This is a genomic window from Chitinophaga sp. CF418 (assembly GCF_900142925.1).
In the GTDB taxonomy this organism is placed as follows: Bacteria; Bacteroidota; Bacteroidia; order Chitinophagales; family Chitinophagaceae; genus Chitinophaga.
This window is the reverse complement of sequence record NZ_FRCN01000010.1, coordinates 374,113-400,866: the sequence shown is the minus strand read 5'-3', so window position 1 is coordinate 400,866 and position 26,754 is coordinate 374,113. Positions and strand designations below refer to the sequence as shown.

Here is a 26,754-nt window from a genome sequence, read left to right as displayed (position 1 = left end):
TAGTCTGGAAAGACAGAAAGGAGTTTTGTGCCGACCTTAAAGAGGTCTATGGTGCTACAAACAGAGAAGCCGCGGAGCAGGCATTAATTACATTTGGTACCAAATGGGGGACTAAATATCGTCACGCTATTCAGTCCTGGGAGAACAACTGGGATAATCTTACCAGCTATTTTGACTTCCCCCTGGAGATCCGCAAGATCATGTATACCACCAACACTATTGAAAATCTCAACAGAGGTATCAGGAAGTACACAAAGACGAAGGTACAGTTTACTGACGATACTGCGGCTCAAAAGGCGGTATACCTGGCTATAATGAACATCGAAAAGAAATGGAGTATGACTCTCTCTCCATCAATTTTTAACGATCTTTGAAAACAGATGTCGGCTCTAAACAGTTGCCTTATCGTTTACACAATATATTTTATAGTCTCGATGAAACCGCCCCCTGTGAGGCCTATAAATTAAGTTCCGTTTCTATAAGCATTCTTAAGAAGGACAGCGGATTAATTTTCTTCAACATCACTATATTTTAGCTTATAGAAAGCTCACTGTACTAATAACTTAAACACCGCGAAGGCTTCGAACTGTATATGAGTATCTAAATTTATTATCTTGTCTTGCATCCCGGGTTGTGCTTCAAGGCCTGGTAAGGTTAATGAGATACTTTTTTTTCCTAACTGCCCCAGTTTGTTAGTTATTGGATCGTAAGCCCAACCACCGTGCCATCCTCCGGGAACAAAAACATATGTTTTTTCATTTTGCATAATATGCAAGATAAACAAAATAGGGCCAGTTGTCCTGGTAATAACTTCGTCAAGTTGCCAGTTCCGGCTATCCGGCAAAAGCCTGTAAATGCTTTAGCATCAGGTTAGATAATTCTCCTATCGTGGGAACGATTGAGCATGTTGATTTATTTCTTTGTAAGATAATTATGGTATTCCTTTGATAATTTAGTACCCACATTAAAGAACTTGTCCACGTCGGAGTTTTTATATTCCATGTCCAGCAGTTCTTTATTGAAATAACCAGTAAGCTCTTCCAGGGTATGGCCACTCCAGTCCGTTTTCTTCAATGCATGTTTGCCTCTATCCTTTGTAGCGTAAATGAACGGAAATGAAAATCCTTTCTGGACGGACAGTTTCTTGCCTTTTACTTCTGCATCAGACATATTTATCAGCGTATGAATAGCCGCATCTCCCATCACCGAAAGACAGGTACTTTTTTTAAGACCTCTTCCTTCAATAAAAAATACCTCTTCTACAGTTAAGTTACCCGTAATCTGAGCCAGATCGTCTTTATGGTCAGGGTATCGTGTCCACATATTTTTAGTTTCCACATTCCCTGCTATCAATCCTTCATAAAAACTCAAAACTTTGCTATGTACATTGCCCAGTACTATCGGTTGGGAAAGACGCAGGTTCTCCGCTTCATTTACATATTTGTAATAAACTTCCCAATAAATATCATTAAAAAGATCGAGGGTTTCTGTTTCTATATCGCCTTCGAAAACGGGGAAAAGACTTTCATCGAATTTCGTCTGGTCTTTTGATTTTTCATACAGCGCTTCCAGCTTATTGCCTGCAGGTAACATTCCCTTCAAATCCTTGTAGGAAATAATTTTAAAATTGTTGCCTTGAATCATTGTTCTATGTGCTTAATAAGTATAGGTTTTCACCTCCCAATTTGTATTAGGATATTTCAGGAATGAATATATGAAATTTGAATGAAATGTCATATTGATACCCCCCACCGTATGTTATCAGTAAAAATAGAATTTGTATATTAGGGAGAATGTAAGCATCAGGGGAGCGAGTGAAACGACCATGGAATGCCAGCAAGAACCAGCTGTTAATATGGCTTTAAGCGAATATTGGATGAAGTGCTTAATTAAGGAATAATAGACTAGATATAATGCGACTATTTCTAATCACAACATTGACAATTTTGACATACAATTGTTTTGCCCAGGTGGGGAAGGTGAAAGTCTCCTATTACAATGACAAAGTGGACATTGTAAAATTTGAACAATGTTGGGATGATAAGTTGGAAATGGAGATAATACTTTCTGAGAGAATTTAAGGCCTATCTCCGCGGATACACCGCAGGGGCCTGTCTTATGTTTGCAGAACAATTTTATAACAATTATTTCATACTCGTTTTGTTGTATGACTCACGCTACCAGACTAATTTTCCCGCTTAATAATAATTTTATGAAACACGTTTTATTGTTCGCAGCGCTTTTCATCACGTTTGGGGTACATGCCCAGAAAAGTTCTTTAACGGAATATCCTGGCACTTACAAAGTAGGCAAGGGGGATGCCACAGAAGATACGAAAGTGGAGTTAACAGAGGATAAGTTGACTATCAGCGGCCGTGCGGGGAGTGCAGCTCTCAGCATGCAGAAACCTGATACCTTTTCTGTGGATGAATATGGTGGCGAAGTGATCTTCCTTCGTAATACCGCTAAACAGGTTTCCGGTATCAAGATAAACATCCCTGCAGGTAATATAGATGTAGAAGGTATTCGTATAGAAGACCTGACAGAATATGTAGGTACTTACAAAATGGGGCAGGGTGATGATGCGGATGAAGTGAAAGTAACGTTGAGAGATGGTATCCTTAACGCCAGCGGTCGTGCCGGTAGCGCAGATCTGAGCCGTCAGAAAGCAGATACCTTTAACGTAGAGCAATATGGCGGCCAGATAATATTCAGACGTACTGCCAACAAAATCACTGGTATCAAGATCGACATTCCTGCTGGTAATATCGACGCAGAAGGCGTGAAGGTAGATGTAAAAGACGCTCCCGCAGCATATATACAACCTGCAGAGAATAAGAAAATTACTCACGCTGCCTTTGTGAAAAAAGGACAAACCGACCTGGAAGTGCACCAGGCCGGTTTGTCAGTTTAACGTTATCTTTCCCGTGATGGCCTCATTTAATAGATCTCGAGGATCACCATATCCATTTTATTAAATAGGAAACTATCTCCCGCTTTTTTGTGTAACAGCAATTTCGCCAGCGGGGCATCGGGTGAAAGAAAGAATATTGTCTGATCATCTATCACCTGCTTACCTAATCCGGCTGCTATAAAGAAAGAATATGTCTGACACCTTATAAATGCCCCCAATTGAACAGTAGTATAGATGATGTCTGTATTTACTTTCTGTAATTTGTCAAACTCCCTGATATTTTCTGCCAGTTGTCTTGCATACATATCTTTTTCCAGGTGCCCCATCGCTCTTCCTGTTTCATATTTGTCACCCGCCGAGCTTTTGTCTTCACTATTCGCTGCCTCCTGTGCATTATCAACGGCCGATTTCGCCATTGCGATTCGTTCTGCTATCAGTACCTCCCCGGCCTTTTTTAGCCTGGTTTTAAAGGTGATCATTTCCTGGCGCGTCATAAGTTGTTGATTGAATACCGGTCAATTTAAGAAAAATTTCTACCAGTACATTGTTATCCTGCCAGGTATTCTCTCCTTAATTATCACCCTAAAAGCGCGGTTTTGAATACGGAGGCAGTGTAACAGTTGCAGCACCGTTTTTCATCATCCAGTTGCGAAAGGAAAATATAGAAAAATTAAAAGACGGTACAAGATAATCCTTGGGATTTACCTTTTTGTAGTCGGCGATCAGTGTCATGGTTCGCTCTAACTGGTCAGATAGCATAGCAGCTTGTATGGAATTCCGCATACAAAGTATTCTCACATTCTGACTGATGTCAGGACGTTGCAATATCTCCTGATATTTTTCAAGCATACGGGAAAGTGCGGCCTTACAGGAAGTTCTCACTGTTTCCGTACCCAGATGGCTTATCGCATAGTCTGTACTGTCTACAATGTTAGCAATATCCTGATAGCCCGCTTCGGGGTTCTTTACGCCATAAATAGCATATTGTTCTCTCAATGCTTTCCAGTAACCGTAGCCATTATTAAGTGTCGCAGTAATGACGGGAGCTGCTTCATTCCATTTTTTGCTGAATAACAGGCCGCTAATGTTGTTCTTCAGGTTAGCGTCATTCATTGCATCGTAACATGCCGTATCAGATCGAAATGGAATAAGGCCCATCCCTGGTCTGAAATTATCCAGTACATTCGCATGCAAGGTGTCGCTGAAAATATTATTTTCCCCAGTCACTACAAATGTTCGCTCTATTCTCTCTTCTTTATTCAGTACTATTATACTTATCGGGCAGCGATAAGTTATTATAGAAATATATCCTGGTCGTCCGAAATCAGTAGAATACTCCGGCGTCTTGTATTGCAGATCCAGGATACCGGGGGTTATGATTTGAAAAGTATAATCTGCTGTTTCATTTTTCTCCGCCTTATGCGCTTTGCTTTGGAAAAGTATAGAGTTGTGCATCATATCACGTTGAGCAGCGGGCGACGCGACGATGGAATATTTGTCCATTTCTGTCAGCTCTTTGATGAGGCCATCGAGGTGTAAAGGAGTACCGGGATACCGGGTCATCAGGTGGATATCCGCTTCTTCCCCTTCGGGCGATAGTATCAGCATGTTCCTGCTGGCATACATGGCTTTCGTTTGCTCGGGCAGATCGGCAGCTTTATTCTTAAAAGCGGTGATGAGCTGTTGGAAATAGCTGTTCGATTCAGCGCTGTTTTGCAATTGCGCTTTCTGAAAATGTTGGTCGAGTGAAGGGCCTCCTTTGGTCAGCAGAGAATCAGCATAATGATGACATGACGGCAGTCCATTCCTGGCTACATCTGCGGCTGCCGCTAGTCTTGAAAATTCATACAACAGCTCATAATTGCTCCTGACAGTCAGATCTTTAATGAGCACATAGAGACATGCCTTATGAATGTCGATCCACTCTTTATCCATCACTTCACCCTTTGATGGATTTTTGGAAGAAAGATAATCCGGCTGTTTGAGAGCGCTGAAAACCTCATCTTTCAAAAAAATCTTGTCGCATGAGCTTACCACCTCATTCAATTTTTCCCGTTCGTTCTTAGCGAAAAGAGCGGTGTTAGCCTGGTAGGTTTGCTTGAATTCAAGATACTCCGCTTTCGCCTGGTTGGCCAGATTCATGCGGCATGCACTATCCCTGTAGCCTGGTATCATTCTGAAACGTGCATCAAAGTCGAGCATTTTAAAAATAAGATCAGCCTTGATCTTTTCTCTGTTTTGTGCAATTGTGCCTTTGGGTAACGCTAATGATATTAGTAAGGTCACCCACAATGTAACAGGTCGTAATTTAAACATAGGATAGGAGGATTAGATTTCTTGGGCGCGAATTTAATCCTCCTTTTAAAAGTGCAATAAAGAGATTTATAAGCGGCAAGACTGCCGGTTACCGGAACCTTATTTTGATGGCAGGTGACAAACCACCACTCCTACAACGCCTGTATATGCAGGTGATCCAACGCATCAGCAAAAAGATACCTGATATTGGCGCCTCTTGCCTGTGCATTACTGATCGCTGTACGCAGGGTATTCCTGGACGTCTCGTTGGTGATATGTCCAAGATCGCCGTTGGTACTACCGGTAGGGGAGTGTTCATTCCAGCGGTTAGGCAGGAAGAAATTGCCAGTGGTGTTAAGGTTCTGATATTCCGGGAGGAGTGTAGGTGGCTGCGTATTGGCGTATACGGTGATATGCCTGTTATAGGTATTAAAGTCATGGTCTGCGCCTGCACCATCCGCATAAGGTGGTCTTGGCAACCCCAGTGCATAACTACCCGGAGCGAGATTATTAATAGCTGCTACTACGGCATCCAGGCATTGCTGCTGATTACGTACATCAATTCGTTTGCCGTCAATATGTGTAAGATCAACAGCAGTGCCGTTGGAATGATGAGAAGATGCCGGCCGGATATAACTGAGAATACCAAAGGCCGGATTGGCGCTGCTGTTGTGGTCAAGAGAAAAATAGAGCATTTGTGAAATACTTTGCAGCAGGCTCAATGATGGAGTAAACGTATTGTTGCTTAGTGTATATGTACCATTGGCCTTGATCTGTTCCAACTGTTGCCGGATATTGGCGGGGATTACAACCCTGCCGGGATTAGACAGTATCTGTTCCGCTACCTCCTGTACGGTAAGTCCTTTGGCGGTAGCTAAGCCATTGATGCTTTGTGCTCCTGATGGTGCAGGAGTAGCGGTGTCAAAACGCAGCAGGTTATTATGTTCTATGATGGAAATGAGGGCATTCGCATAGTTTGGATCTGTAGCGTAACCTGCACGGGCAATCTCGCGGGCAAACTGACGTCCGTCATCAGTGTGATTGAAGGCCTCGCGGTACCTGCCATTGCTGACGAGGAAGTTGCCATGGTCGTTGAAACTTTCTACTGCATTGGCGTAAGCCCTGAAATTATCTTTTACCCGCCAGCGATAGCGCGTGTTGCCATTGCCATCTGTAAACTGTTCGATGGATATAATCTCCGGATAGGGGTGACGGCTACGGTCGTTATCACTATGGATCTCGGTAGTAGTCAGGAGCTGTTTTTCCCCGGTCCACGAAGAACCGGCCTTGATACCGAAGAAATTAAAGCGGGGAGCATGTTTGCCCCAGCCAGATTCCAGTGCCGCCTGTGCCAGTGTTACTGAAGCTGGTACACGGGTCTGACGCATGCTGTCTATTGCATTCTGTGCAAATTGCTGTATAAAATCGTCCTGTACCGTAAGATCATTGGAGAAAAATGCACGGTTTTCCAAAGAGAATGACTGTGCGTTGCTGGCGCTACCGTTCCACATTTCTATCTCTGCATTGCGGCGGTTCACTAGTCCCTGCGAGGTCACCAATGCGCCATTCTGCCTGATCTTCACCCATTTTCTCATTTCACCCGGTACCGCACCATAGTTCCCTTCATTGAGCACCCTGCGTAAAGTGGACTGTTTAAAGTTGGCAGATCCGATGTTATATACAAAACTGACGAGTGCATCAAACTGGTTCTGGTTCAGTGTTACGGAAATCTGTTGATTAACCGTTTGCTGGAAATCACTTACTCTTTCCATCAGCAGTTCTGTAGCCCGCTGATCTGTGATACCATTTTCGTAGGGCTGTTCAGAAGCTGCACCGTTGCAGTTCCCCTTATGTATCAGGGTGCCGTAACCGATGGTGCAATGGCCTGCCTGATCATTATATTTTCTTGCCCGGAAACCTTCCAGCCTTTTGATAAGATCAACGCCGCTGGTGGACAAGGTAGAAAATGATATGGCAGCGTTAAAAGCAGAGAAGGAATGGGCCGCAGATACGCCTGCCGGCCAGTGTACGATCTGTATCCTGCCATCCCAGTCCTGGCTGATGCGTACTTCCCGTTCAAATTTCACCAGGAAGTCAGAAAATTTTTCCGGATAGGTGGTACCCGTAGCAGGATCTATGATGGTCAGCGTAGTACCCTGAGGGGTACCATCGCCTTTGATGGCGGTCATGATGCGTGCATGTATGCCAAATTTGGCATCAGAGCCTTCTGCGGTAGTGACCCATAAAGGACCAACGTTACGCATAAGTTGTTCCCAGCCTGAAATGGTTAAACTCTGGGGATATTTGAATTCGAAACCGGCTGCATTCAGAAAAGGTATCTTTTCTGTAGCCAGTAGCCACTGATTGGCTTTGAACTTTGCAAGATAAGTGGCCCCGATCGCGCCTATTGCAGTCTCAATAGAAGTAGAACGGTGGTCCCGCCAGGAAATCATCATCGTTGCCACTGTAGCCCAGCATACCAGCCCGGAAGGCTGTTTAATGACATCCACTGTACCGGGGATCTCATAATCCACAGCGTCGAATGAATTAGCAAATCTTTCCACAATAGAAGCAGATCTGGCATAAGTTCTGCGTCTTCCGGCACCAAGCAGGTTGCTTACTTCAAAGAAACGATTTTCCATTTTAGAACGGATTGAGTATTGTGAAAAAATTACAGTGTTTTACCTAGTTCAAAATGCATCCCATCCTTCTTGCCTTTGAAATGCCCTCCCCAGAAGAAGCCTTGTTGATTGGCGATAGCCACCAGTTCTCTTACACATCCTTTTTGTCCCATCAGGGCAGGTTCCTGTCCAAATCCATTTGTGCCGGCATTGATATCAAAAGCGGTACCCCAGGCATGATTACTGAGTGGTCTTGGGGATCGGTTCTGCGTGCCACGGATATATCTGGCGGCATAACCACCTTCAAAGGTCAGTATTCTGTCCAGCAGTCCTGCTGCTTCCCATGCAGCCCAGAGGGCTTTTAATCTTTCTTCTCCTGCTTTATGGAAGTTGATGACACCATTTTGGATAACCTGATTGCCGATTTTTTTGCCATTCAGCTGAGGTATGCTCACCCGTACAATGTTATCCGCAGCCCAGGTGTTCGTTACCCTGATGCCGTCGCCACCGAAGGTGGAAGGATCTGCTTCATAAGTGAATGTGCCGAATGCTGCGGCACGTTCCGCAGTAGTTAGCGGGCGGATACTGGTGGGCCGTGGCGGCCAGTTGGGCCCATTGGTATCCGGTGGGCTCATCTGCAAACTGGCAGGCTGCTCGGGCGTAACGGTCGCTACCGGTTTCTGGCTGTTGTATCTGTGGATATCGTCCAGGTCATTCAGAAACTCTAAGGGATTCGGTTCTTCTTCACTTTTCTTATTAACGGGTGCCGGAACATTTTTCTTCGCAGGCGCTGACGGAGGAGGTGCTTCCATCATCTTATCGAAATCATTGAACCGGTTATCCAGTTCCTGTGCATCTACCTGGATGGTACCCAGGTTATATGCATTGGCAAACTTCATATTTTGCGCGATACGGTCAAATATCGCGTGTTCATTTTTCAAAGCAGGATCATTTCCTTTCGGAGCCGCCGGTTCATCAACTGATTGTTGTTTGCCTACATCTTCCCGGTTAACGGTCTTCTTTGCTGCAGGGTCATAAACCTTCTTGCCGGAAAGAATGGCTTGCAGATCATTTACGATCTCTTCTTCCCTTGAGGAAAGAGAACCGCTGCCTTGTGCCGGAGATTCGGGAGCTTCATGCCCACGCATTTGCTTGATGTCTTCCAGTAAGGCTGCCGTATCCGGACTTCCATCATCCGGCCCGGGAATGGCGGGATACGTTGATGGTGGAACTGCTTCGTCTGAAATGGCCTTTCCCATCGAGAAGGGGTCGAGTACGCTCGTCTGCAGCTCCTGGTGTTCACTTACCGGTGATGCAACGGGTGGTGTATATACAGGTACGTATGTATTCTCCTCATCCGTAGATGATTGTAATACATACTCTTCAAAATGGGCTTCATCATTTACAACAGATGCCTGTATAACATACTCTTCGAAGATCTCTCCGTTACTATCTGCAGAAGCAGCCACGACGTACTCTTCAAACGGGGTATTGTCTTTGACCGTGAGCACTTCCCCGTTGTCAAAGCTCTCCGTCAGCGACTTCTGTTTTTTCCTTTTAGGACGGTGATGTCCACCGTAATAATCACGGAGCAGATCATCATAACAGGAGTAAGAGGTATGTTTCTTCTTCATATGCCTGTACGTTTAAAGTCTGATATTCATTTTCACGAGGGTATAAGGATCGAAGGTCATGATCAGTTCAGATTCCTGTTGTGTGATGTGATCTTTATTCAGTAATATTTTCAGTTCATTGGCACTGAACTCCATCACTTCAGCAAGCGTACTATTGATGACAGTTACCGGTGCATACTGCTTGTCCAATGTGAGATTCTCTCCCCGCACATGCAGATACGGCCTTTTATTTTCATCGAGCGCAAGACTGACAGCAGTCACTTTTGGTGGTGTTTGATTTCTTCTGGATTTCTGTATCTGATTGGCCAGTGTTTTATAATCGATCTCGTTGTCGGTAGCGCGTTGTATATCTACTTGTTTTTTTTCTACTGCCTGCAGATCATCTACAGAGCTCACACCGAGTTTGCGTAGTTTTTTCTGCGTTTTAGTATCTACACCGATCTCTTCTATCTTAGTGTCATTTTTCAGTCCTGACATTTTGGTAGTGGCCCTTACTTGCTGGTCGGTAATTGATCCCAGCTGGATGTTGACCTTCGATGCACCTTCCTGACCGGGTTGGGCTGTGATGAACCTGATCTGATCTCCGTCAAAAGTGGGGAAGATATTGAGGTCGATGGCGAGGTCCTTGACTGTATAGGTCAAAGGTTTATTGATAGCTTTGATAGCCAGTGTTTCACGCGTTTTGTCCAGCTCTACTACGAGAGAGTCGACAAAATCCTCCAGGTTCCAGTATTTGTTATCATTCGCCATCTTCTGATGCTGTATATTTTTCAGCTTTTATAGTAATGCTGTGATAAGATGGACGGAAGCTGGTATCTACCCTATACATGGGTGGTACAGTACCGATCCTCACTGTTCCATCATCATTTGTGCTGATATCCAGTTCTATGGGAGTGCCGACTTCTATTTCGTATATATAACTATGTACCCCGTTTTCCTCGTCTGTGAAGTCGCCGGGAATATCCAGTATCTTATCAATGATGCTGTTCAGTGGCAGAAAGGCTTCATCCATCATAACGGATTGGTTTTGTTAACAGGGTTTAGTACGACCTTAACATTCAGTTCTATATCATATCCATCGAATACATATTCAACATCAGGCGTTGCATGTGCCTCTCCTGCCGTTGTTTCTTCGCTGTCATCGTCTGACATGCCATAGTAAAATGGGTGTTGCATAGCGTTACTGATTATTAGATTTAATACCAAGTATTCTCACACTGACAGGCAGTGGGAATTTCGCTTTCGTGCTGCTGATCTCATTTACGTATCCATCTGGTGTAAGTGAATCAACTTTGCCAAGTGTGATCTCGAACAGTTTGAATACAGGTACTACCCATACCATGCCCTGTTCATAGGTCCTGCCTTTCATTTTAATGTTATAGATCATCTCCGCCATATTAGACTTTGCGAAGCCTGTATTTTTGATAGCTGCCAGTTGCCCGTCGTCCAGTGGTTTATTGCCATCCCATCCATCCAGCAACTTATTTAATTCCGTGATGCTCAGTTCTATACCCGCTTTCATCCTGCCAGACGTAGTATCTGTCAGGCTTTCCTTGTCTTTTACATCAACAGACATTTTAGTGCTGGTAATACCATTCGCAGTGTGTTCTGCAGAAAGTGATACGGTGTAACGGGCATCAGCATTGAGCTCCCAAAGGGATTTTGACTTGCCGAGGGAAGGGGACTGCCATATTTTGTTCCAGAAAGTGCGATAGACTTTCATGTCTGTCAGCTCCTTTTCAGAGGATACTGCGTCTCCTTGTTGTTGAACAAAATAATTTTGTACAAACACAGCCGGCGTGTTACCGATAGCTTTGTATTCTTTTCCACTGGACGTTCTCCAGCGCACTTCTGCGAATATTTCCAGATCCTTATACAGCGGCAGACTTAGTAATTCGTTTTTCATGAATTCAAAGTCCACGCTTGTATTTGCCTGGATATCCTTCTTTTTAAAAGTTTTCTCCAACAATAGCTGACGGCTAACAGGATCTTTGAAATAGAAAGTATAGATCGCCTTTGGCAGCGGATTTTTTGGAGCCTGACCGACATTCAGTTTTACTTTGAATAACAGCTTGTCTGCCTGCTGCAACAGGAGTTGCTGCTTTCCATTGTAAGCAGAAAGTTTCAATGACTCGAAAGTAAGTATGACTCCATTGCTTAATGTATAGGCAGTGTTGTTCTGCATAAGTGAATGTGCGGTAGCCACACCCGCGGGCGCTGCTGCTGGTGCAGCAGGTTGCGCATTCTGCAATTGTGCGATCAATTGGGCCAGTACCGCAGGATCAACGTTGGGCGCTGCTCCGGGTTGCTGGTTCTGCAGAAGTTGTTGCAGCATCAGCCGTCTTTGCACATCACCTGCGAGGGTGGTCATGAGCTGATTATTCGCTTGCAGTGTTTGTAGTTTATGTTGATTCGCGGCATTGATAAGTTGTGGCAGCAGCTGTACGCCCTGCTGAATAAGCGGCCCTGCCAGGGAAGCCAGTAATGCATCATCGATACCGAAGACGAACGGCTTGGAAAACTGGTTGCCTCCGGCAGTGCTATCACTATCAGAACAAATATCAGCACAAAACCTGTTGTCGTGTGATTGAGCTGTGCTGACTGAATGTTGCCCGCTGAGCGCGGGAATAGAGGGCGCTACGGCCCGCATGATTGCACCCAACAGGCCGGTCAGCATATTAGTGGGATTCTGTGAAGACGCATTTCCACCGGAAGCAGGAGCATTGTTCCCTGCATTGGTGGCAGGCGTCAGCAAACTGATTGCCGCAGGCAGTACCGCCTGCACCAGGCTACCCAATATATCTTCTAAAGAAGCCTGTTGAGAGAGGTATTGCTGTTCATGAGAGATATTCCTGATGGGGTTGAAGGCTGTAGTTTGCATATCAATACTTGCTGAAGGTGAAATATTAAGACGTCCTGTATTTACGTGCTGGAATCCTAGCGGGACCCTGATCACATTTGACACAGCAGGAGAGGTGCCATTCCTGTCTTTCGCACTTAGCAATTGTATGTAACAGTTCTCGCCGTCAAAGTAGTTTTTAGGTATCCTGATTTCCTCCTGACTGTCGCCCAGGAAAGTGAGTTTTTTCTTTTGTTGAAAGGGAGTGACCTTATAGATCTCATCCACCCACTTGATACCGGCCCTGTCAATTACCTGCCTGCCTATTTTAAAGCGATACCAGGAATTGGTGCCAATATCTATCATGAAGCGATAGTTTTGGCTGTCTGCTGATTCCCATTGTAAAATTGCCAGGGCCATAGCAAGTAATTATTAATTAACGTGCAACAGGCGCTGCCGGTGCGGCTATACCTGGTGTATTGCCTGCCGGTTTCAGTGCTGCCACGCCACCATCTGCATACATATTGGCAAAATTGTCCAGTTTGAAATAATCCGTTTTGAACTTGATATTGACATGCCCTTTCAGTGTAGCCGTCAGGTCGTCTGTCGCTTTTTTATCAGACGTATTCACCTGGATATTGGTGTTAGTAATGTCTGCAGTCACGGAAGGACCGCCAAATATGGCGCCGAGTATGCCCCCATCTGCTTCAAAGTGGGTATTAACGGTGTTGATGTTCTGATCATCATGATGGGCTGTACTGGCACGGGTGGCTTTAATGGAGAATTCTACCTGGGCGTCAATTTCACCCTTTTCTACTACGAGACGGGTTACGCCCATGAGCAGCACTTCTCTCAATGCTGCACGGTGTTCTTTCGCCATATTGATCTTTGCCTCCAGTATATGTTTCTTCACCTCTGCATCTTCCATATCATGTTTTTCACCTTCAGGACTAGTGAGCGCCAGCTTGGAGCTACCATCTGCCTGTTTTTCGGTGATTACATTATACTTATCTCCGCGGGATTCTGCGAGCGTTGCAAAAGCATCATCATCCTTTATCTTTTTGATGAAATCTGCAGTAGACTTTGTCGCCTCTTTCATTAGTTTGATGTAACTGTCTGTCTGTTGTTTCATCACCTTGAGGTTGGCGTCAAATACGGCTTTCAGTAAGTCGGCCACGAATTTCGGGAAGTCGACGGCATCCACCAGTTCTTTAAACGATCTGGTGTCGCCCTGGAAACCGGGGTCATACCCTTTGTAGCCCATTTGTTTACCACTATCCGTTGCCATACTTTCTTCCAGTCCATGTTTTTTCATTTGTCTGGAAGTATAGTCATCTATGAGAGACAGATAGATGCTTTTCTGGTCATCGAGGGACATAGTCTTAAATACATCACTGCTACCCAACACTTCTCTTGCCTGTGCACGGGCGAGTTCTTTGATCTGTGTCCTGGAAGGTATTACATTTATAGCCATAGCTGACAGTACATTTTGTTAGTTAGCAATTGAATTAAAAGTCCCATTCATCCTTGCCTGCTGAAGGAGAAGGGAGTTTTTCGGCCCTTTCTTCATCGTCTCCTTTTTCAACATACCTTTCCCTGCGGGGGGATTCCCTGGTATCTCTTTCTTCGCTCTCATCCTCTTCTTTTTGTTGCAGCTGCGCCTGGCTGATGATGAAGGCATCCACATTACTGATAAATGCAGAGAAGCGTTTATCATCTTCAAATGTGGTAGGATTATAGGCAGCGATGGAGTTAATAATTTCGTAACCCAGTTTGGCTTTGTTGTAGTGAATAGTTGTTTTCGGACGTTGATGTTTCATTCCTTCATAAAGCATTTCTACAACTTTCCACCAGTTACCACCTGCAGGCACGAGTTGTTTCACTATTTCAGGATGGTTCAGTATGCGCTTGATAACGAAGTATAATTCATCGTAGATGATCGGTGATATCACGTTGGCCATACCAGAGCAATGGGTAGACAGGTTGTATTGCAGATCTTCTACTGCCTGCATAACGGTCTGGCGGGATACATAGCTTTCCGGATTAGGACTGTCCTGTGCGCGTTGTATGTAGCGTGCAACTTCCATGATCAGTACGCGCCAGTATTTAGGGAATTCTTTGTTCACCACCACATCATCTGTCACAGCAGCATTACCGTAGTTGAACACCTGTTTGTAGAACATGCGGCGTTCTGCGGGGCGGGTACGTTCAATGATCTTACCAGTCTTCGGATGTGTGAATTTATTGGAGAATACATACATCTGAAGATCTTCCCGTAACTGCGAATCAGAGATCTGGATGTTTCCTCTCACCATGAATTTGTGTGTGAAGAAGTTTACAACACTGAAGATATCAAGTTCTTCACCTAGTGTCATAGAGTAGAACATCTGTGCGGCACAACGTATATTATCAGAGATGACCTGTACAGTAGCTGCGTCATCATCCAGAAAGGTCACACTGTAGTCCGGTGCGCTCCCATCTGTTTCAGTCGTATCCTCTTCCCACCCCGGGGTATTTTCTATCTCATTCATGAAGATGGGTAGCAGGACATCAATATTGCTGTCTGTTACAGGAATAATAGAAGCTTTGATCTGTTTGATCAGCTTCGGGATCATATTGGGGGGAATAACCGGATAATATTTGGAATCTTTCAGTATATCCAGTTCGCTGCTATTGTCTACATAGTTTGCCAGTGTTTTGGTTACAAACGCACCGAATGAAAGAGAAGAGAAGGAGGGGTTGCCTTTGAGTATATCGGTAATAACGGGATTTTTTTCGTTATTAAACTCTACGCTCACTCTTTCTTCATGGATATACTGGCGGGATGCGCTGATCTGTGTATAGATGATCACATTGCGGTTGCCCGACTTGTTACCAAAGATGAAATTGGTAAGCCCGTTGATTTCAGTGTATCCTGCGTTATAGCCATAAGCCAGCAGGTAATCAACAATGCTCGGATAACTGAGGATGCTACGGGTGTTCAGATCCAGGGTGTTCCAATTATTGCTAAGCCGCTCTTTAAAGTCGAATTTGAGTAATGACAGTCTATCCTCCGCATCAATATATTCCTCAATACTGTAGATCTTATCATATTTGGAATTGTTGATCGTGCTGTGTATGACATTGAGCAGACTGTCATCCTGCCATTGTTGTTCTCTTTTGTGGCTATTGCCATACATTCTGGCTTTCAATGGCAGTTGGATAAGTTCTCTTATTGACATGCCCTCGGCGGTCTGAAAGTCACCTTCTTCCTTGACATAGATGGGGGTGCCCAGCAAATCGTTCAGGTATGTCAGCTGCTCCTTCACATGACTGTCAATATCAACAGTAAGACCATTAGTCGTAATGTTGGTTCTGCGTATTTTAACGCCATTAGTGGAAGGAAAAAAATTTAGCGTTGCCATTACATAATGTTTAAAGAATTTATGATAACATATCGTTTAACAGTTTGAATGAATCTGCGAGGTTGAGCAGACCGTATCCGGCTTTCTGATCCCTTACTTTGCTGGTAAGCCTGTCTGATGTGTTCCGAAGTATATAGGTGATGTCAGTATTTGTCAGTTTTTTGCCTTTTTCGTAGGCGTAGGACTTTAGCAATGCCACAGCGCCACTCACAAAAGGTGATGCCTGGGAAGTGCCGGAAGAAAGTGCGTAGCCATTGTTAAGATAAGAGCTGTATATGTTAGTGCCAGGTGCTACTACAGTAATATCGGCGCCATAAGAAGAGAACCCGGTCATCTGTCCGGCATTGTCTACAGCACCAACAGCTATTACATCTTCCAGTGCGCCGGGATAATATTTTTCAGGACTACCATCATTTCCACTGGCTGCAACGATGGTAACATTCTTACTGACTGCGTATTTGACAATATCTTCATGAGGAAGCCCACCGCCCGAATGTTTGATGCCGAGGCTCATGTTAATTACATCTGCACCATTATCTACCGCCCATTTTATTCCATTATTGATATTATCCACAATACCAGCGCCTACTACTTTGTTGCCGCTCTTCATGGCAGCCAGTACTCTGACCACCATAAGCGCACAGGAAGGGCAAACGCCTTCATTCATGCGCAGGCCTTTCGCGGCCAGTATGCCTGACACATGAGTGCCATGTCCAACCTGGTCTTCCGGTAGTGCATTAATGTTTAACACGTCCCCTATGAAAGAAGAAGTATCAAGCCCCTGGAGATCTACAAAATTTCTGCGGAGTACGATTTTATTTTCCAGTTCCGGATGTCTGAAATTTGCACCGGTATCCAAAACGGCCACACGTACGTTATTCACGCCCCTGGTCCATTCTTTGGCATAGGGGAGATAGATCATTTCGCCCGGATCTGCAGAAACAACTGCCATGGCACCGGCAACTTCTCCGGGGAACTCAGTGGTGCCCAGTAACAATGTTCTTACTTCTGCGATGAAGGGGAGATGTTCTATACGTTTGACGGTCTGTTCAGGCAAGGCCCCATCTCGCTGTAAAATGAGACGGAAGGTACAATGCAGGTTGGCATTCATTTCATCGGCACTCCATACTCTGTCTTTGGATTGAGATTTATATTCCCTGGTGACCCAGAACTTATAGTTAGCTTCATCAAACAGCCGGTCCACATCCGGATGGAAACGTTCAATGACAACTGTTTTGTCGTTGATGAAGTCCATCCAGTATGGAATATGTGCGGGTAGTTGATCCAGCACTTGTGTAACAACTTTTATGATGATATGCTCTTTCATAAATGCATATGCAACACTGTCTGATTAGGGGCAATAACTGATAATTGCTGCCATTCGTCAGCATTTGGGGTAATTAAATAATAAGTTTTTCATTCTTCGTTACAGCACATGTTACCTGTTGCCGAGGGAGCAGCAGATTCGAGTAGTAGTGATATTTAAATTAGATGAGAAGTACGCAAAACCCGCGCTACGGTCAAGAGAACATTTAATGCGTCGTTTGTATATTGTGGGGTTTTGGATGCTGAAGCTAGGAAATATTAAGGAATTCACAAAAAAAATGTGGATAGCCCAGTATGAACCTTGCATCAAACATGAAAGGTTCTCCCCAGGTTTCGCCCTTTTCTTAACCTGAAATGAACAAAAAGTAATACCACTACAACCGGTACAACGCAGGCCGATGCGAGCACACTCCAACTTAGCCGCCAGACTCCGTTCCTGAAGAGTGAAAGAATGCTTTCTGTGCACAAGCACATGAAAGCTGCGGCCAGGAATGCATATGCGATCAGGTTGATCCCTTTATAGGCAGCCAGCCGGACGACCTTTATATAGATCACGCTGATCACATTTAGACATAATAACAAGGGCACTGCCAATCTGAGCGCCCAGCTAATGCCTCCTGTAGCCATATCCAAGCCGAGCAGACAAATAGACGACAAGAAAAATCCACAGGCCAGTTTAGGCAGTATGCTTTTTTTCCATAACGACAATACTGATGCATAACAAAAAATGATCAGCCCCACGGCTATGATGTACTCAGACCAGGTAATACGGTGGTTAAGGATAAAATTCACTGTGAATGCCGCCAGAATGCCGGACACCAGAGTGATAGAAATGATCTCCCACGTAAATTTCCGTTGTCTCTGGTCTAGTATCAGCCCGGGATAACCGGCAGGTTTTTCTGAAGGAGGGACATTAGGGATACCGTCCTGCTCATTCAGCGATACACCACATAATGGGCAGATCTGCATGTCCGGCTCTAGTTCAACGCCGCAGTTTTTACAATACATGGTAAGCTTATCTTATAATCTTTACAGGAATTCCGCTCTTCACCAGGAAGGTCAGAATGAGCCGCTCAAGCTCCCTGGACCTTGTGATATTGCCGAAAGTCAGCACCAACTGGTCTTCAAAGCCTACAACCGCGCAATTGACCTTTAAGACCTTGTTTGGAGGGGGCGGTATAAAAATGAATCTGTCGATAAGTGCGTTAACGTTACTGCCTAAACTGATGTTTCCAAGATTGGTTACTACCCCGCTGTATTGCTTTGTACCTAAAGTATACAGCTTCGATATGATGAGCGATTTAATTATGAGAGGTATGCCCCTTATGAAGGCATTCCGTTCCGTACTGACATTACGCGATATCATCTTACTGATAAGTTTCTTATCGGTTTCCAGTTGCATTTGATGATAGACCGTTTTAACAATCTCTTCAAACGTATAATGTCCCAGGCGAAGGTCTATTTCAGGTATAACGTACAATGAAAAATTTCTCATTGTACGCGATGGGAAAATACGCCGGAGATTAACCGGTACTTCAATTCTCAGTATTTTTCTGTTTGTTCGTTTGCGGATCTCAGGCAGTTGTTCATAAACCTGCTGCAGGGAAAAGAGATAGACCGAAGTGAGGTATTCCGTAAGGCTTACGTTATGAGCTTTCGCCTCCTTTATGATAGACGCCGTTGGGACAGTCGCTGTCAGCACTTGAAAACGGGGGCGCCTTCTTAAGCGGAACGGTACATGAAATGCCGCGGGGATCCTTGGCGGCTTAGCGTTGATCTTCTCGGAGTATAGGTTATAGGCATCTAACGATTCTTCTCCATGAGGGCTTTCATCAACGTCCAGATGCTGAAATTCAGCGGGGGCAGCCAGGTGGCATTTTTCAAAATAAACTGCAAGCAGCGTTTTTAAGAATTCAAGGGCACCGGTTCCATCAGTAAGAATGTGTGAAAACTCAACACTGATCCGATTCTCCCTTACCAGTACCCTGAACATGAGCTCTTTTTTCCCAAAAGCCCGACACGGAACCTTTTTATCCACCTCAATGGCGATCGGCTGATCATCAGGTTCCAGATAATACCAGAAAAAGCCTGTTTGCAGCTTTACCTTATAATACGGGAAACGATCTTCCAGGGCCTGAATAGCCAGCAAGAACTGTCGGGCCTTAACCCTCTTCTTTAATTCCACGCCAACCCTGAATACAGACGTTAATTCATGGTCTTTTATGACCGGATATATTTTTGCCGCGTTATCCAGGCGAAACCAAAGATCATTGTCATGAACCTTTCTTTGCATAACAACAGGAGTATTCGTGCCGACTTTTCAATATACTTATCAACTTTAGTGCCTTTTTAAGTACCTTGAGGTTACCTGACTTTTAACATTCATGGTGATCAATTATTTTGGCTAGTCTTCAAAGCAGGATATTCAAGGTTCTTTTGCGTTTGATCAATAAAAAAGGCTTTCTTGGCAGGCAGTTGAGAACAGGCCGTTTCAACCGGTTTGATTGTGCTGAGCCTCCTTCTTCCCTTTTCGGCAATGTTACAAAAATTAAACAGGATGGGCAGAATGTCTTTACGCTAGAGGCTGTCGGCGGGGGCAGTAATATCCATATTTTATATCTGCACGGCGGTGCATATGTGCAGCGTTTTACGCTTTTGCATTGGCTCTTTTTATCGGATCTGATAAAAGCAACAGGCGTGGGTATTACAGCTCCTGATTATCCGCTGGCACCCGCTTATACATATAAGGAAGCTTTTACCATGGTAGAGGCAGTATATAAACAACTAACCACTAAATATGATGCCTCACGGCTGATCCTTATGGGCGATTCTGCCGGTGGAGGATTTGCACTGGCACTCGCACAAAAATTAAAAAAAGATAATGTTCCAGTGCCCGCCCGGATTATTTTGCTTTCTCCGTGGCTGGATATAAGCCTTGAAAACCCGGTTATCAATTCTCTGGACCCGGCGGATCCATTCCTGGGAGTAGAGAGCTTACGGCAGGTAGGGAAGCTTTACGCAGGTGGTACGGGTACTGATAATCATTTGCTCAGCCCTATAAACGGGCCCCTGACAGGCCTTGGTAAGATCGCCGTTTTTGCGGGGGCTAATGAAATACTGGTAGCTGACGCAAGAAAATTAAAAGAGCTGGCGCTATCTCAGGGGACCGACCTGGAGTATTATGAATATCCGGATATGGTCCATGCCTGGATGCTGCTGGACTTTCCTGAATCAAAACAGGCAAAACGGCAAATTATTGACCTTATCAAAGCAACGGATCAAACCAGATAAGCGCGTTTATCTCCACAACATATGTAGAAACGATTCCGCAAAAAACATTACAGTAGAAGCAATAATTTCAAATTGAAGGCTATGCTTTGAACTTTGCTGTAGTCATCTGAGATAATTCCTTCCACGACAGCTTCCTTGACTTATAGCAAAATAATATGTAATTATTTTATACTTTTAAAAGATGCCGATACACGCATTTGTTGTCGTCTATAACTAAACGCTATGTTCAACTTAGGAAGAACACCAGGTAACAATGCATACTGCGCTAACACAAAAAACAGATCTATTAATGGCAATGATTCCCGGTTTTCCTGATCTTACTATCACTTCCCCCTTACCTGTATAATCCTCGATGAGATATATGTAGCGGATAAACGCATATTATACCGCAATAATTCTTTGTTAGTATTCGGCTTGATATCGCTGTCTTACTAAACCGAATCCAGGCTTCTCTTGTTTCCGGTGTTCTCTATATAGGCTTACAAATATGAAGCGAAATTTCCGGAAGTTGCCGGCATAGAATGCCAGCGCTGTTAGTCAACTCTTCAAGAGTATGGGTCTGAAATCGAATTGTTAAAAATGGATCATTGAATGACCATACCTTTTTTTAAAAAGAAAAGCCAGGTACTTATATTTTTCTTAACATCATTGTTGCTAAATTTATCTAATACCTGTACCTCATTATTACTTATAAAATTTTTCAATACATGAAGAAGATCTCTGTACTGCTCCTATTTACTTTACTAAATGCTGTTACTTTTGGCCAAACCGTTGATGAGACAGAAAGGAAACCTCATCAGCAACAGGACATTCCGCTTAATGTTTCTTTAGCCGAATTAATTGCCAATCCCGGGAAATATGACGGGAAAAAAATACAGGTAACCGGTTATCTGCATTTGGAATTTGAAGGAGACGCTATATATCTGCGTAAGGAAGATTATCAAAAGCATATTACTAAGAATGGCTTCTGGGTAAATTTCTCACCTAAACTCACCAGAAGAATTAAACCAGCCCATTACAGTGATAACTACGTCACTATCATTGGTACATTCAATGCATCAAAAAAAGGACATATGAGCATGTTTAGTGGCACCTTTGACAAAATTGTGAAGCTAGATATGCGGAGTGTCGCTCCTCTTTAAGATGGGATGGAATATTCTGGATAGGAATGGAAATGAAAAATGCCGAAGGTTGTTTTCGGCATTTTTCAAACCCTTACATCGAGCTTTATATTTTCACATATAAAATAATTTTATTTGACATCAGATGAATACTAACTTTGAGTAAATGACAGTGGTTTAAAAAAAGAATTCATCTATCATCAATCCGACAATTTGAATATGAGCAAATTACCTAACGAGTATACAGCTATAAGTTTCAAAAATCAAGCGCCGACAACAGAAGATAAGACACATCATGAATATTACTTCTACATTCATCCCTTAAATCACGGAAAACCATTTATGCTGGGAGAGTCAATTGGTGGCGGACATGCCGAACGTGGTGGTTCAATAACATTATCGTTAGAAGAATTATTGCAATATAATAACTGGAAAGAGCATCTTGAGAAATCAGACTGTGCCTGGGCAATTGAAGTAATTGAACAGTATCAACCTGACATAGAAAGAATAATAGATATTTTAATTAGCCGCAAACGAGGTTGGGTGCACTAGTCTCACCACTCAAATCTCAACAACGACACTCCTTGTGAAGGCAAGACCATCCTGATGGTTGCCTCACCGCTTTCAGTTTTTATCCATTCCGGTGAATCCAGTAATTGCAATTGCCCTGCCTTTTCCAATTGAGCAACCTGCTCCGCTGTCGGATTTTTGGGCGAGCCCATTTTCTTCCACGCCTCATATGAATTGCTATGCTCGTCATCAATTCTGTATTGATGCATATACACTTGTTGAGGTAAACCTGTCAGCTGAACAGTTACTTGCTTTGAGGCTTGTTTTACATCATCATCATGATAGTTCCATAACATTACTGTAGCTTCATGCACATCTTTACAGGCCATCCCATTGATGTCCGGGTATGGTCTTCTGAAGCTGGAATCCACTGCTGTGCGCAGATCATAGCCCTGATCAGAAGTAAGATACACCCTTTTACCGCGCATCATACCAAACATGCGAAACACATTCAGGACTGGTTTATCTACGCCATTGGTAGCCAGATCCCTGAAGCCAAAGAACCAGGGTTGATTCTCAAATTCAAACGACCAGGATACAGCGCCTTTGAAGTTTACTTTGTACTGATCTGCCAGGGCATACTCTCGCGCAAAAGAAGCTGCAGTATAGCTGGAATACATGGTGCCATTACGATAGGCATTTTCCGGATTGGTGTGCATGCCACAGGCAGCACAGCCTTCAGGATCGGATTCACCAATGATGATGGGTATATTCTTCAGTTGAGGGTAGGAGGCTACCAGTTTAAAACCCGCTTCAATATCTCTTAATTGTGTACCCATATTCATTCGTACATGACCATCTACAAGCTGGGGAGAACCTTTTGCATGAAATAAAATAGCATCTACAGGAGTGCCTATCTTTTTAGTGACATAATTAGTATCAGAAAAGCAATGTTTAACAAAGGCATGCAACCACTTTTGAGCACCTTGTCCACCGGTCCCGGCTACATTAATGCCTCCAATCTTAGCAGTAGGCAAAGCACGTTTTACAGCGTCAGCAGTATAGTCATAAAGTTTAAAGAATTCCTCCATGCTGGCTTTCCAATAATAGCCGTTGGGTTCATTCCATAGTTCCCAATACCAGCTTTCTACTTCTTTCCTGCCATAGCGTTGTACCGAATGTTTTACCCATTGGTAGACCAGCTCTGCCCATTTCTTGTAATCTTTTGGAGGATAAGCCCAGCCGGTGATAATATCCGAATATGGATCGCCAGGTTTCCAGTAATGACGGTAGGGTTCAGGTTTGGTGGACAATGCCTGCGGCATAAAGCCAATCTGAGCCAGGGGTTTCATACCCCGTTGAATATAGGTATCGAAAATACTGTCAATGATGGTCCAATTGTAAACAGGATTCCCATTGGCATCTTCTGTATAGGCATTTGTTGAACCCCACTTTAGTGCAGCTTCTCCATTACCAGTAACCAGTAAACTATGAGTCCGTACATATACCGGTACAGGAGATAAGGCTGCGATTTCAGAGAGTAGTTTTCTGCCATCCTTCATGTATGTATAGTTTGGCTCATCATATCCAAACCAGGCCCAGGCCGGGTACATGGGACCAATAGGTTTGTTCAGATCAACCTGGATAGTTGCTGCATCCTTTCTGGATTGCGCATAACTTTTAAGTGTAAACAAAATAGTAATAGCAATGAAACACTGGCAAGCTAATGAGCATTTTTTAAACATACCTCTGTTTATTTTATGGTTAATCAGCCGCCCGTATAGACAGCGCATGATAAAATATATCTAGAGGATCCCATTTAGCTTTCACTTTCTGTAGCCGTGGATAATTCTCTTTATAATAAAGCGTATACCATGGAATGCCTGACTGGTTCCATTCAGGGCTTGCAAGGTCTGTATCCGGATGATTGATCATGCTTCCGTCGGTTTGTTGATTTGGCACAGGTACACCGCCGGAATCGGGAAAGAGATCCTTATAAAAATTGCGGACCCAGTCCATGCTGGGCGCTGCACCTTTTGGATCCATCCAGCCTGTATTGCAGGCTACATCCAGGATACAATCCCGTTGTGCAGATGCAGTGGCATCAGGTGATACGGTATTCACTTTACCACCATAGGTTGCCATGCCTAACATGCCACCTATTTTTACATCTGCGGTGAGATATTTATATGCCGTCGCTATCTGGCTGTCAGAGAAAGGACGTCGGAAGAAGGCGTCTTTAATTTTCGCCTGTACATTATCGAAGCCTGGTTGAAATAATTCAGGGAAGGGGTTGAGTGCAAAGCGTAACCATGAGCTTTCCTCGATCTGTGATGTATAGGGTAAACCTATTGGTTTTGCAATGGCGGCCAGGTGCTCGTCTATCAACCGGGGAGCGTTTGTTCCCGTAGAAAGCCCTTTTATTTCTATCTTTCCCAGGTTACGGTGATTCAAAAAGAGTATGCTGAATAATGGCTTGTAAGGAGAGTCGGAATCACTGTTCTGCAGGCTCCAGGCTCCGAAATTTTGCACAAGGCGGGAAAACGATAACTCATCAAAGTCTTTCCAGTCCCATGCCACCCGGAAGGTGCTGATGGATGCCGGCGCTTTGGGTAGCGCTGAGAAAGGATCAGTTCCGTTGGAGTCCGGAGATCGTAGCCAGTAACGGGTTACGATACCAAAGTTACCGCCACCGCCGCCGGTGTGCGCCCACCAGAGCTCACGGTTAGGATCGTCTGCTTCCCGTGTAGCAATAACACTAAAGGCTTTACCGGACGCATCGACTGTCACCAGTTCTACGCCATAAAGGTAGTCTGCCGCCAGTCCATATTCCCGGCAAAGAAAGCCAAAGGCCCCGCCGAGTATATGGCCGCCTACACCTATGCCAGGATGCTCTCCCGCAGGAAGAACCACTCCCCAGCCCAGGAATAGTCTGCGATACATCTCACCCACCGTAGCACCCGCTTCCACTGCAAAGGCCGCTTTCTCAGCATCGTAATAAATGCCGGTCATCAGCGACACATCAATAAGCACCTGCACTGTCGGGTCTGATACAAAACCCTCCAGGCAATGCCCTCCACTACGTACCACTGGCCGCCGTTTACTGTTTACAGCCTCCTGTACAGCATCCACTACATCTTTGGTAGACTCGGGTAGAAGAATATATTCAGGCTTTCCTGCAAAGCGTTTGTTAAACCTTTTTCCTGCAAGATCGGAATAGCGTATGTCGTTGAGTGTGATCTTTTCCATATCCTAAATATAAAAAAATAGCTCCCAATCATTTGTTCGTATTTGTCTTGATAATTTTTGTTCTTCTGTATTGTTCCTTAGGCCTTTGATTATATCGCTTTATAGTATCTAAACAAGATAATATTATAATTTTTCATTTTGACACAAAATGGATGACCAGATTATTAGCCCGTTTCCGCAGGATTATAAAAAGAGAATGGCGCTCTAAAAATTTGCTAAATGGTTTAACAGAAAATAACTAACTTTCCGCATCCTTTACTATCAGTTACGCATATACATATATTTGATGTAATGAATAAAGGTAACCCTGATTAATTAGTGATAACTGAAAACCATGAATTTACCATTTATTGAAATCATTGAGTGGTTCGAGAAAGACCCCAGTTTGTTAATGTGGAGGTTTCCCTACCCTGAAGCCGACATAAAAAATGGAGCTAAGCTGATTGTTCGTGAATCCGAAAAGGCACTGCTGCTGAATGAAGGCAAACTGGCTGATATATTCGATCCTGGAACACATACACTGACTACAGAGAACATCCCGTTCTTAACGAAATTAAAAGGCTGGAAATATGGTTTCCAGGGCCCTTTTAAAGTGGATGTTTATTATTTTTCTGTTAAGCAGTTTGTAAACCTTAAATGGGGAACACCAGCACCTATTATCCTGCCGGACAAGCAATTTGGCCAGGTTCGACTCAGAGCGTTTGGCAGTTATAGTGTACGTATCTCAGACCCCTCAAAATTTTTCAGGGAATATGCAGGTACAATGCCATACCTGTCTTCGCTGGAATTACAGAACAAACTCCGTGATTACATTGCACCCAAATTTGGGGAAGCGTTGGCTGAGGCACAGATACAGGTACTGGACATCGCCGGTAACCTGAGCCTCCTGAATAATAAAATAAGACCCCTTATCCAGCCATACTTTGATGCATTCGGTATTGACGTAACAGAATTTACAGTAAGCAGTGTTACGCTGCCCGACGATGTTGCCAGGCATTTTGATACCGTTACCAACATGAATATGGTAGGAGATATGGATGCCTATCTTAAATTCAATCAGGCTGCCGCTATAGGTAAACAGGGTACTGCGCTGAACGACGCTGCACAACAGGGCGCTGCTATGGCCTATATGATGAGTGCCATGAACGCCCCAAAGCAGGAAACTAAGCCTGCAGAAAAACAGGACGATCTTGAAAGCAGACTGAAACAACTCAAAGTACTCCATGATAATGGGTTGATAGACGCAGAAGAATACAAAGCGAAAAAAGCAGAGATCTTATCTAAATTATAATATCGCGGAATGCAGGAGGAAAATAAAAAATTGTCGTTCATTGAACGAATGAAACAGCGTGCTGTTTCACAGCAAACCTATGGAGGACAAGCTGAAAATACCGAAGCCAACACGGGAGAAGCTGCATGTCTCAATTGCGGCGCCGGCCGTGCAAAACAGGATGGATTGACGCATTGTGCCTACTGCGGGCACGCCTTCATAACAACTACTCTTACTGACGGTAGCTATATCAAAAAATCAGATAACTCTAATAGCTAAA

24 protein-coding genes are annotated in these 26,754 nt (G+C 44.1%); 7 read left to right on the top strand and 17 right to left on the bottom strand.

Going from position 1 to position 26,754, the window contains the following annotated elements:
- A partial coding sequence (locus F3I09_RS22725; protein ID WP_188133921.1) for a transposase occupies nt 1-374 on the top strand: 374 nt, incomplete at its 5' end.
- 173 nt (nt 375-547) lie between these two features.
- On the opposite strand, the gene F3I09_RS22720 is transcribed toward F3I09_RS22725, so the two are convergent.
- Nucleotides 548-766: a hypothetical protein gene (locus F3I09_RS22720; RefSeq protein ID WP_149697341.1), complete on the bottom strand. Its 219-nt coding sequence runs from the start codon at nt 764-766 to the stop codon at nt 548-550.
- Between the two features lie 146 nt (nt 767-912).
- Nucleotides 913-1,644: a hypothetical protein gene (locus F3I09_RS22715; RefSeq protein ID WP_149697340.1), complete on the bottom strand. Its 732-nt coding sequence runs from the start codon at nt 1,642-1,644 to the stop codon at nt 913-915.
- A 568-nt stretch (nt 1,645-2,212) separates the two neighbouring features.
- Between F3I09_RS22715 and F3I09_RS22710 the strand changes: the two genes are divergently transcribed.
- Nucleotides 2,213-2,914: a hypothetical protein gene (locus F3I09_RS22710; RefSeq protein ID WP_149697339.1), complete on the top strand. Its 702-nt coding sequence runs from the start codon at nt 2,213-2,215 to the stop codon at nt 2,912-2,914.
- Nucleotides 2,915-2,940: 26 nt separating this feature from the next.
- Here the strand turns inward: F3I09_RS22710 and F3I09_RS22705 are convergent, their stop codons facing one another.
- The 13 genes from F3I09_RS22705 to F3I09_RS22650 all read right to left on the bottom strand — a co-directional run bounded on the left by F3I09_RS22705 (nt 2,941) and on the right by F3I09_RS22650 (nt 19,326).
- Entirely contained in the window at nt 2,941-3,408 is a 468-nt protein-coding gene (locus F3I09_RS22705) for a hypothetical protein (RefSeq protein WP_149697338.1), read from the bottom strand.
- Nucleotides 3,409-3,496: 88 nt separating this feature from the next.
- Nucleotides 3,497-5,230 carry a hypothetical protein gene (locus tag F3I09_RS22700; protein WP_149697337.1) on the bottom strand — a complete coding sequence of 578 codons (1,734 nt, stop codon included), beginning with the start codon at nt 5,228-5,230 and terminating at the stop codon, nt 3,497-3,499.
- Nucleotides 5,231-5,361: 131 nt separating this feature from the next.
- Complete coding sequence (locus F3I09_RS22695) at nt 5,362-7,851, bottom strand: glucosaminidase domain-containing protein (RefSeq protein ID WP_149697336.1); 2,490 nt, start codon at nt 7,849-7,851, stop codon at nt 5,362-5,364.
- Nucleotides 7,852-7,880: 29 nt separating this feature from the next.
- The gene (locus F3I09_RS22690; protein ID WP_149697335.1) at nt 7,881-9,464 is read right to left on the bottom strand and encodes a M15 family metallopeptidase; all 1,584 of its coding nucleotides are present in this window, start codon (nt 9,462-9,464) and stop codon (nt 7,881-7,883) included.
- Between the two features lie 12 nt (nt 9,465-9,476).
- On the bottom strand, nt 9,477-10,214 hold the full coding sequence (locus F3I09_RS22685) for a hypothetical protein (protein WP_149697334.1): 738 nt from the start codon (nt 10,212-10,214) through the stop codon (nt 9,477-9,479).
- Nucleotides 10,204-10,479, bottom strand: a complete 276-nt coding sequence (locus tag F3I09_RS22680) for a hypothetical protein (protein ID WP_149697333.1) — start codon at nt 10,477-10,479, stop codon at nt 10,204-10,206. Before F3I09_RS22680 ends, F3I09_RS22685 begins: the two co-directional genes overlap by 11 nt.
- Nucleotides 10,476-10,640, bottom strand: a complete 165-nt coding sequence (locus F3I09_RS34160) for a hypothetical protein (RefSeq protein WP_188133920.1) — start codon at nt 10,638-10,640, stop codon at nt 10,476-10,478. The genes F3I09_RS22680 and F3I09_RS34160 overlap by 4 nt, the downstream gene beginning before the upstream one ends.
- Before the next feature lie 4 nt (nt 10,641-10,644).
- Complete coding sequence (locus tag F3I09_RS22675) at nt 10,645-12,723, bottom strand: hypothetical protein (protein ID WP_149697332.1); 2,079 nt, start codon at nt 12,721-12,723, stop codon at nt 10,645-10,647.
- Nucleotides 12,724-12,739: 16 nt separating this feature from the next.
- A complete protein-coding gene (locus tag F3I09_RS22670) occupies nt 12,740-13,777 on the bottom strand; it encodes a hypothetical protein (protein ID WP_188133919.1) in 1,038 nt (345 codons plus the stop codon).
- 34 nt (nt 13,778-13,811) lie between these two features.
- A complete protein-coding gene (locus F3I09_RS22665) occupies nt 13,812-15,707 on the bottom strand; it encodes a hypothetical protein (RefSeq protein WP_149697331.1) in 1,896 nt (631 codons plus the stop codon).
- 19 nt (nt 15,708-15,726) lie between these two features.
- Complete coding sequence (locus F3I09_RS22660) at nt 15,727-17,034, bottom strand: S8 family serine peptidase (RefSeq protein ID WP_149697330.1); 1,308 nt, start codon at nt 17,032-17,034, stop codon at nt 15,727-15,729.
- 305 nt (nt 17,035-17,339) lie between these two features.
- Nucleotides 17,340-18,002 carry a DUF6320 domain-containing protein gene (locus F3I09_RS22655; RefSeq protein WP_149697329.1) on the bottom strand — a complete coding sequence of 221 codons (663 nt, stop codon included), beginning with the start codon at nt 18,000-18,002 and terminating at the stop codon, nt 17,340-17,342.
- A gap of 46 nt (nt 18,003-18,048) precedes the next feature.
- Complete coding sequence (locus F3I09_RS22650) at nt 18,049-19,326, bottom strand: hypothetical protein (protein WP_149697328.1); 1,278 nt, start codon at nt 19,324-19,326, stop codon at nt 18,049-18,051.
- A gap of 143 nt (nt 19,327-19,469) precedes the next feature.
- On the opposite strand from F3I09_RS22650, the gene F3I09_RS22645 reads away from it, so the two are divergent.
- From F3I09_RS22645 to F3I09_RS22635, 3 genes are all read left to right on the top strand, one after another.
- A complete protein-coding gene (locus tag F3I09_RS22645) occupies nt 19,470-20,324 on the top strand; it encodes an alpha/beta hydrolase fold domain-containing protein (protein WP_188133918.1) in 855 nt (284 codons plus the stop codon).
- A 707-nt stretch (nt 20,325-21,031) separates the two neighbouring features.
- On the top strand, nt 21,032-21,466 hold the full coding sequence (locus tag F3I09_RS22640; protein ID WP_149697326.1) for a hypothetical protein: 435 nt from the start codon (nt 21,032-21,034) through the stop codon (nt 21,464-21,466).
- Between the two features lie 198 nt (nt 21,467-21,664).
- The gene (locus tag F3I09_RS22635; RefSeq protein WP_149697325.1) at nt 21,665-21,997 is read left to right on the top strand and encodes a hypothetical protein; all 333 of its coding nucleotides are present in this window, start codon (nt 21,665-21,667) and stop codon (nt 21,995-21,997) included.
- A gap of 2 nt (nt 21,998-21,999) precedes the next feature.
- On the opposite strand, the gene F3I09_RS22630 is transcribed toward F3I09_RS22635, so the two are convergent.
- Both F3I09_RS22630 and F3I09_RS22625 read right to left on the bottom strand, forming a co-directional pair.
- On the bottom strand, nt 22,000-23,649 hold the full coding sequence (locus F3I09_RS22630) for a beta-xylosidase (RefSeq protein ID WP_223233343.1): 1,650 nt from the start codon (nt 23,647-23,649) through the stop codon (nt 22,000-22,002).
- Nucleotides 23,650-23,719: 70 nt separating this feature from the next.
- Nucleotides 23,720-25,204, bottom strand: a complete 1,485-nt coding sequence (locus F3I09_RS22625; RefSeq protein WP_149697323.1) for an FAD-binding oxidoreductase — start codon at nt 25,202-25,204, stop codon at nt 23,720-23,722.
- Nucleotides 25,205-25,538: 334 nt separating this feature from the next.
- Between F3I09_RS22625 and F3I09_RS22620 the strand changes: the two genes are divergently transcribed.
- Nucleotides 25,539-26,495 (top strand): SPFH domain-containing protein, encoded by a 957-nt coding sequence (locus tag F3I09_RS22620; RefSeq protein WP_149697322.1) that lies wholly within the window; start codon nt 25,539-25,541, stop codon nt 26,493-26,495.
- A gap of 9 nt (nt 26,496-26,504) precedes the next feature.
- The gene (locus F3I09_RS22615) at nt 26,505-26,753 is read left to right on the top strand and encodes a hypothetical protein (protein ID WP_149697321.1); all 249 of its coding nucleotides are present in this window, start codon (nt 26,505-26,507) and stop codon (nt 26,751-26,753) included.
- The last annotated feature ends 1 nt before the right edge of the window (nt 26,754 follow it).

Excerpts from the sequence above, each read along its gene's own strand:
- F3I09_RS22720 (WP_149697341.1), bottom strand. The coding sequence starts at position 766 with ATGCAAAATGAAAAAACATATGTTTTTGTTCCCGGAGGATGGCACGGT.
- F3I09_RS22715 (WP_149697340.1), bottom strand. The coding sequence starts at position 1,644 with ATGATTCAAGGCAACAATTTTAAAATTATTTCCTACAAGGATTTGAAG.
- F3I09_RS22710 (WP_149697339.1), top strand. The coding sequence starts at position 2,213 with ATGAAACACGTTTTATTGTTCGCAGCGCTTTTCATCACGTTTGGGGTA.
- F3I09_RS22705 (WP_149697338.1), bottom strand. The coding sequence starts at position 3,408 with ATGACGCGCCAGGAAATGATCACCTTTAAAACCAGGCTAAAAAAGGCC.
- F3I09_RS22700 (WP_149697337.1), bottom strand. The coding sequence starts at position 5,230 with ATGTTTAAATTACGACCTGTTACATTGTGGGTGACCTTACTAATATCA.
- F3I09_RS22695 (WP_149697336.1), bottom strand. The coding sequence starts at position 7,851 with ATGGAAAATCGTTTCTTTGAAGTAAGCAACCTGCTTGGTGCCGGAAGA.
- F3I09_RS22690 (WP_149697335.1), bottom strand. The coding sequence starts at position 9,464 with ATGAAGAAGAAACATACCTCTTACTCCTGTTATGATGATCTGCTCCGT.
- F3I09_RS22685 (WP_149697334.1), bottom strand. The coding sequence starts at position 10,214 with ATGGCGAATGATAACAAATACTGGAACCTGGAGGATTTTGTCGACTCT.
- F3I09_RS22680 (WP_149697333.1), bottom strand. The coding sequence starts at position 10,479 with ATGATGGATGAAGCCTTTCTGCCACTGAACAGCATCATTGATAAGATA.
- F3I09_RS34160 (WP_188133920.1), bottom strand. The coding sequence starts at position 10,640 with ATGCAACACCCATTTTACTATGGCATGTCAGACGATGACAGCGAAGAA.
- F3I09_RS22675 (WP_149697332.1), bottom strand. The coding sequence starts at position 12,723 with ATGGCCCTGGCAATTTTACAATGGGAATCAGCAGACAGCCAAAACTAT.
- F3I09_RS22670 (WP_188133919.1), bottom strand. The coding sequence starts at position 13,777 with ATGGCTATAAATGTAATACCTTCCAGGACACAGATCAAAGAACTCGCC.
- F3I09_RS22665 (WP_149697331.1), bottom strand. The coding sequence starts at position 15,707 with ATGGCAACGCTAAATTTTTTTCCTTCCACTAATGGCGTTAAAATACGC.
- F3I09_RS22660 (WP_149697330.1), bottom strand. The coding sequence starts at position 17,034 with ATGAAAGAGCATATCATCATAAAAGTTGTTACACAAGTGCTGGATCAA.
- F3I09_RS22655 (WP_149697329.1), bottom strand. The coding sequence starts at position 18,002 with ATGCAGATCTGCCCATTATGTGGTGTATCGCTGAATGAGCAGGACGGT.
- F3I09_RS22650 (WP_149697328.1), bottom strand. The coding sequence starts at position 19,326 with ATGCAAAGAAAGGTTCATGACAATGATCTTTGGTTTCGCCTGGATAAC.
- F3I09_RS22640 (WP_149697326.1), top strand. The coding sequence starts at position 21,032 with ATGAAGAAGATCTCTGTACTGCTCCTATTTACTTTACTAAATGCTGTT.
- F3I09_RS22635 (WP_149697325.1), top strand. The coding sequence starts at position 21,665 with ATGAGCAAATTACCTAACGAGTATACAGCTATAAGTTTCAAAAATCAA.
- F3I09_RS22625 (WP_149697323.1), bottom strand. The coding sequence starts at position 25,204 with ATGGAAAAGATCACACTCAACGACATACGCTATTCCGATCTTGCAGGA.
- F3I09_RS22620 (WP_149697322.1), top strand. The coding sequence starts at position 25,539 with ATGAATTTACCATTTATTGAAATCATTGAGTGGTTCGAGAAAGACCCC.
- F3I09_RS22615 (WP_149697321.1), top strand. The coding sequence starts at position 26,505 with ATGCAGGAGGAAAATAAAAAATTGTCGTTCATTGAACGAATGAAACAG.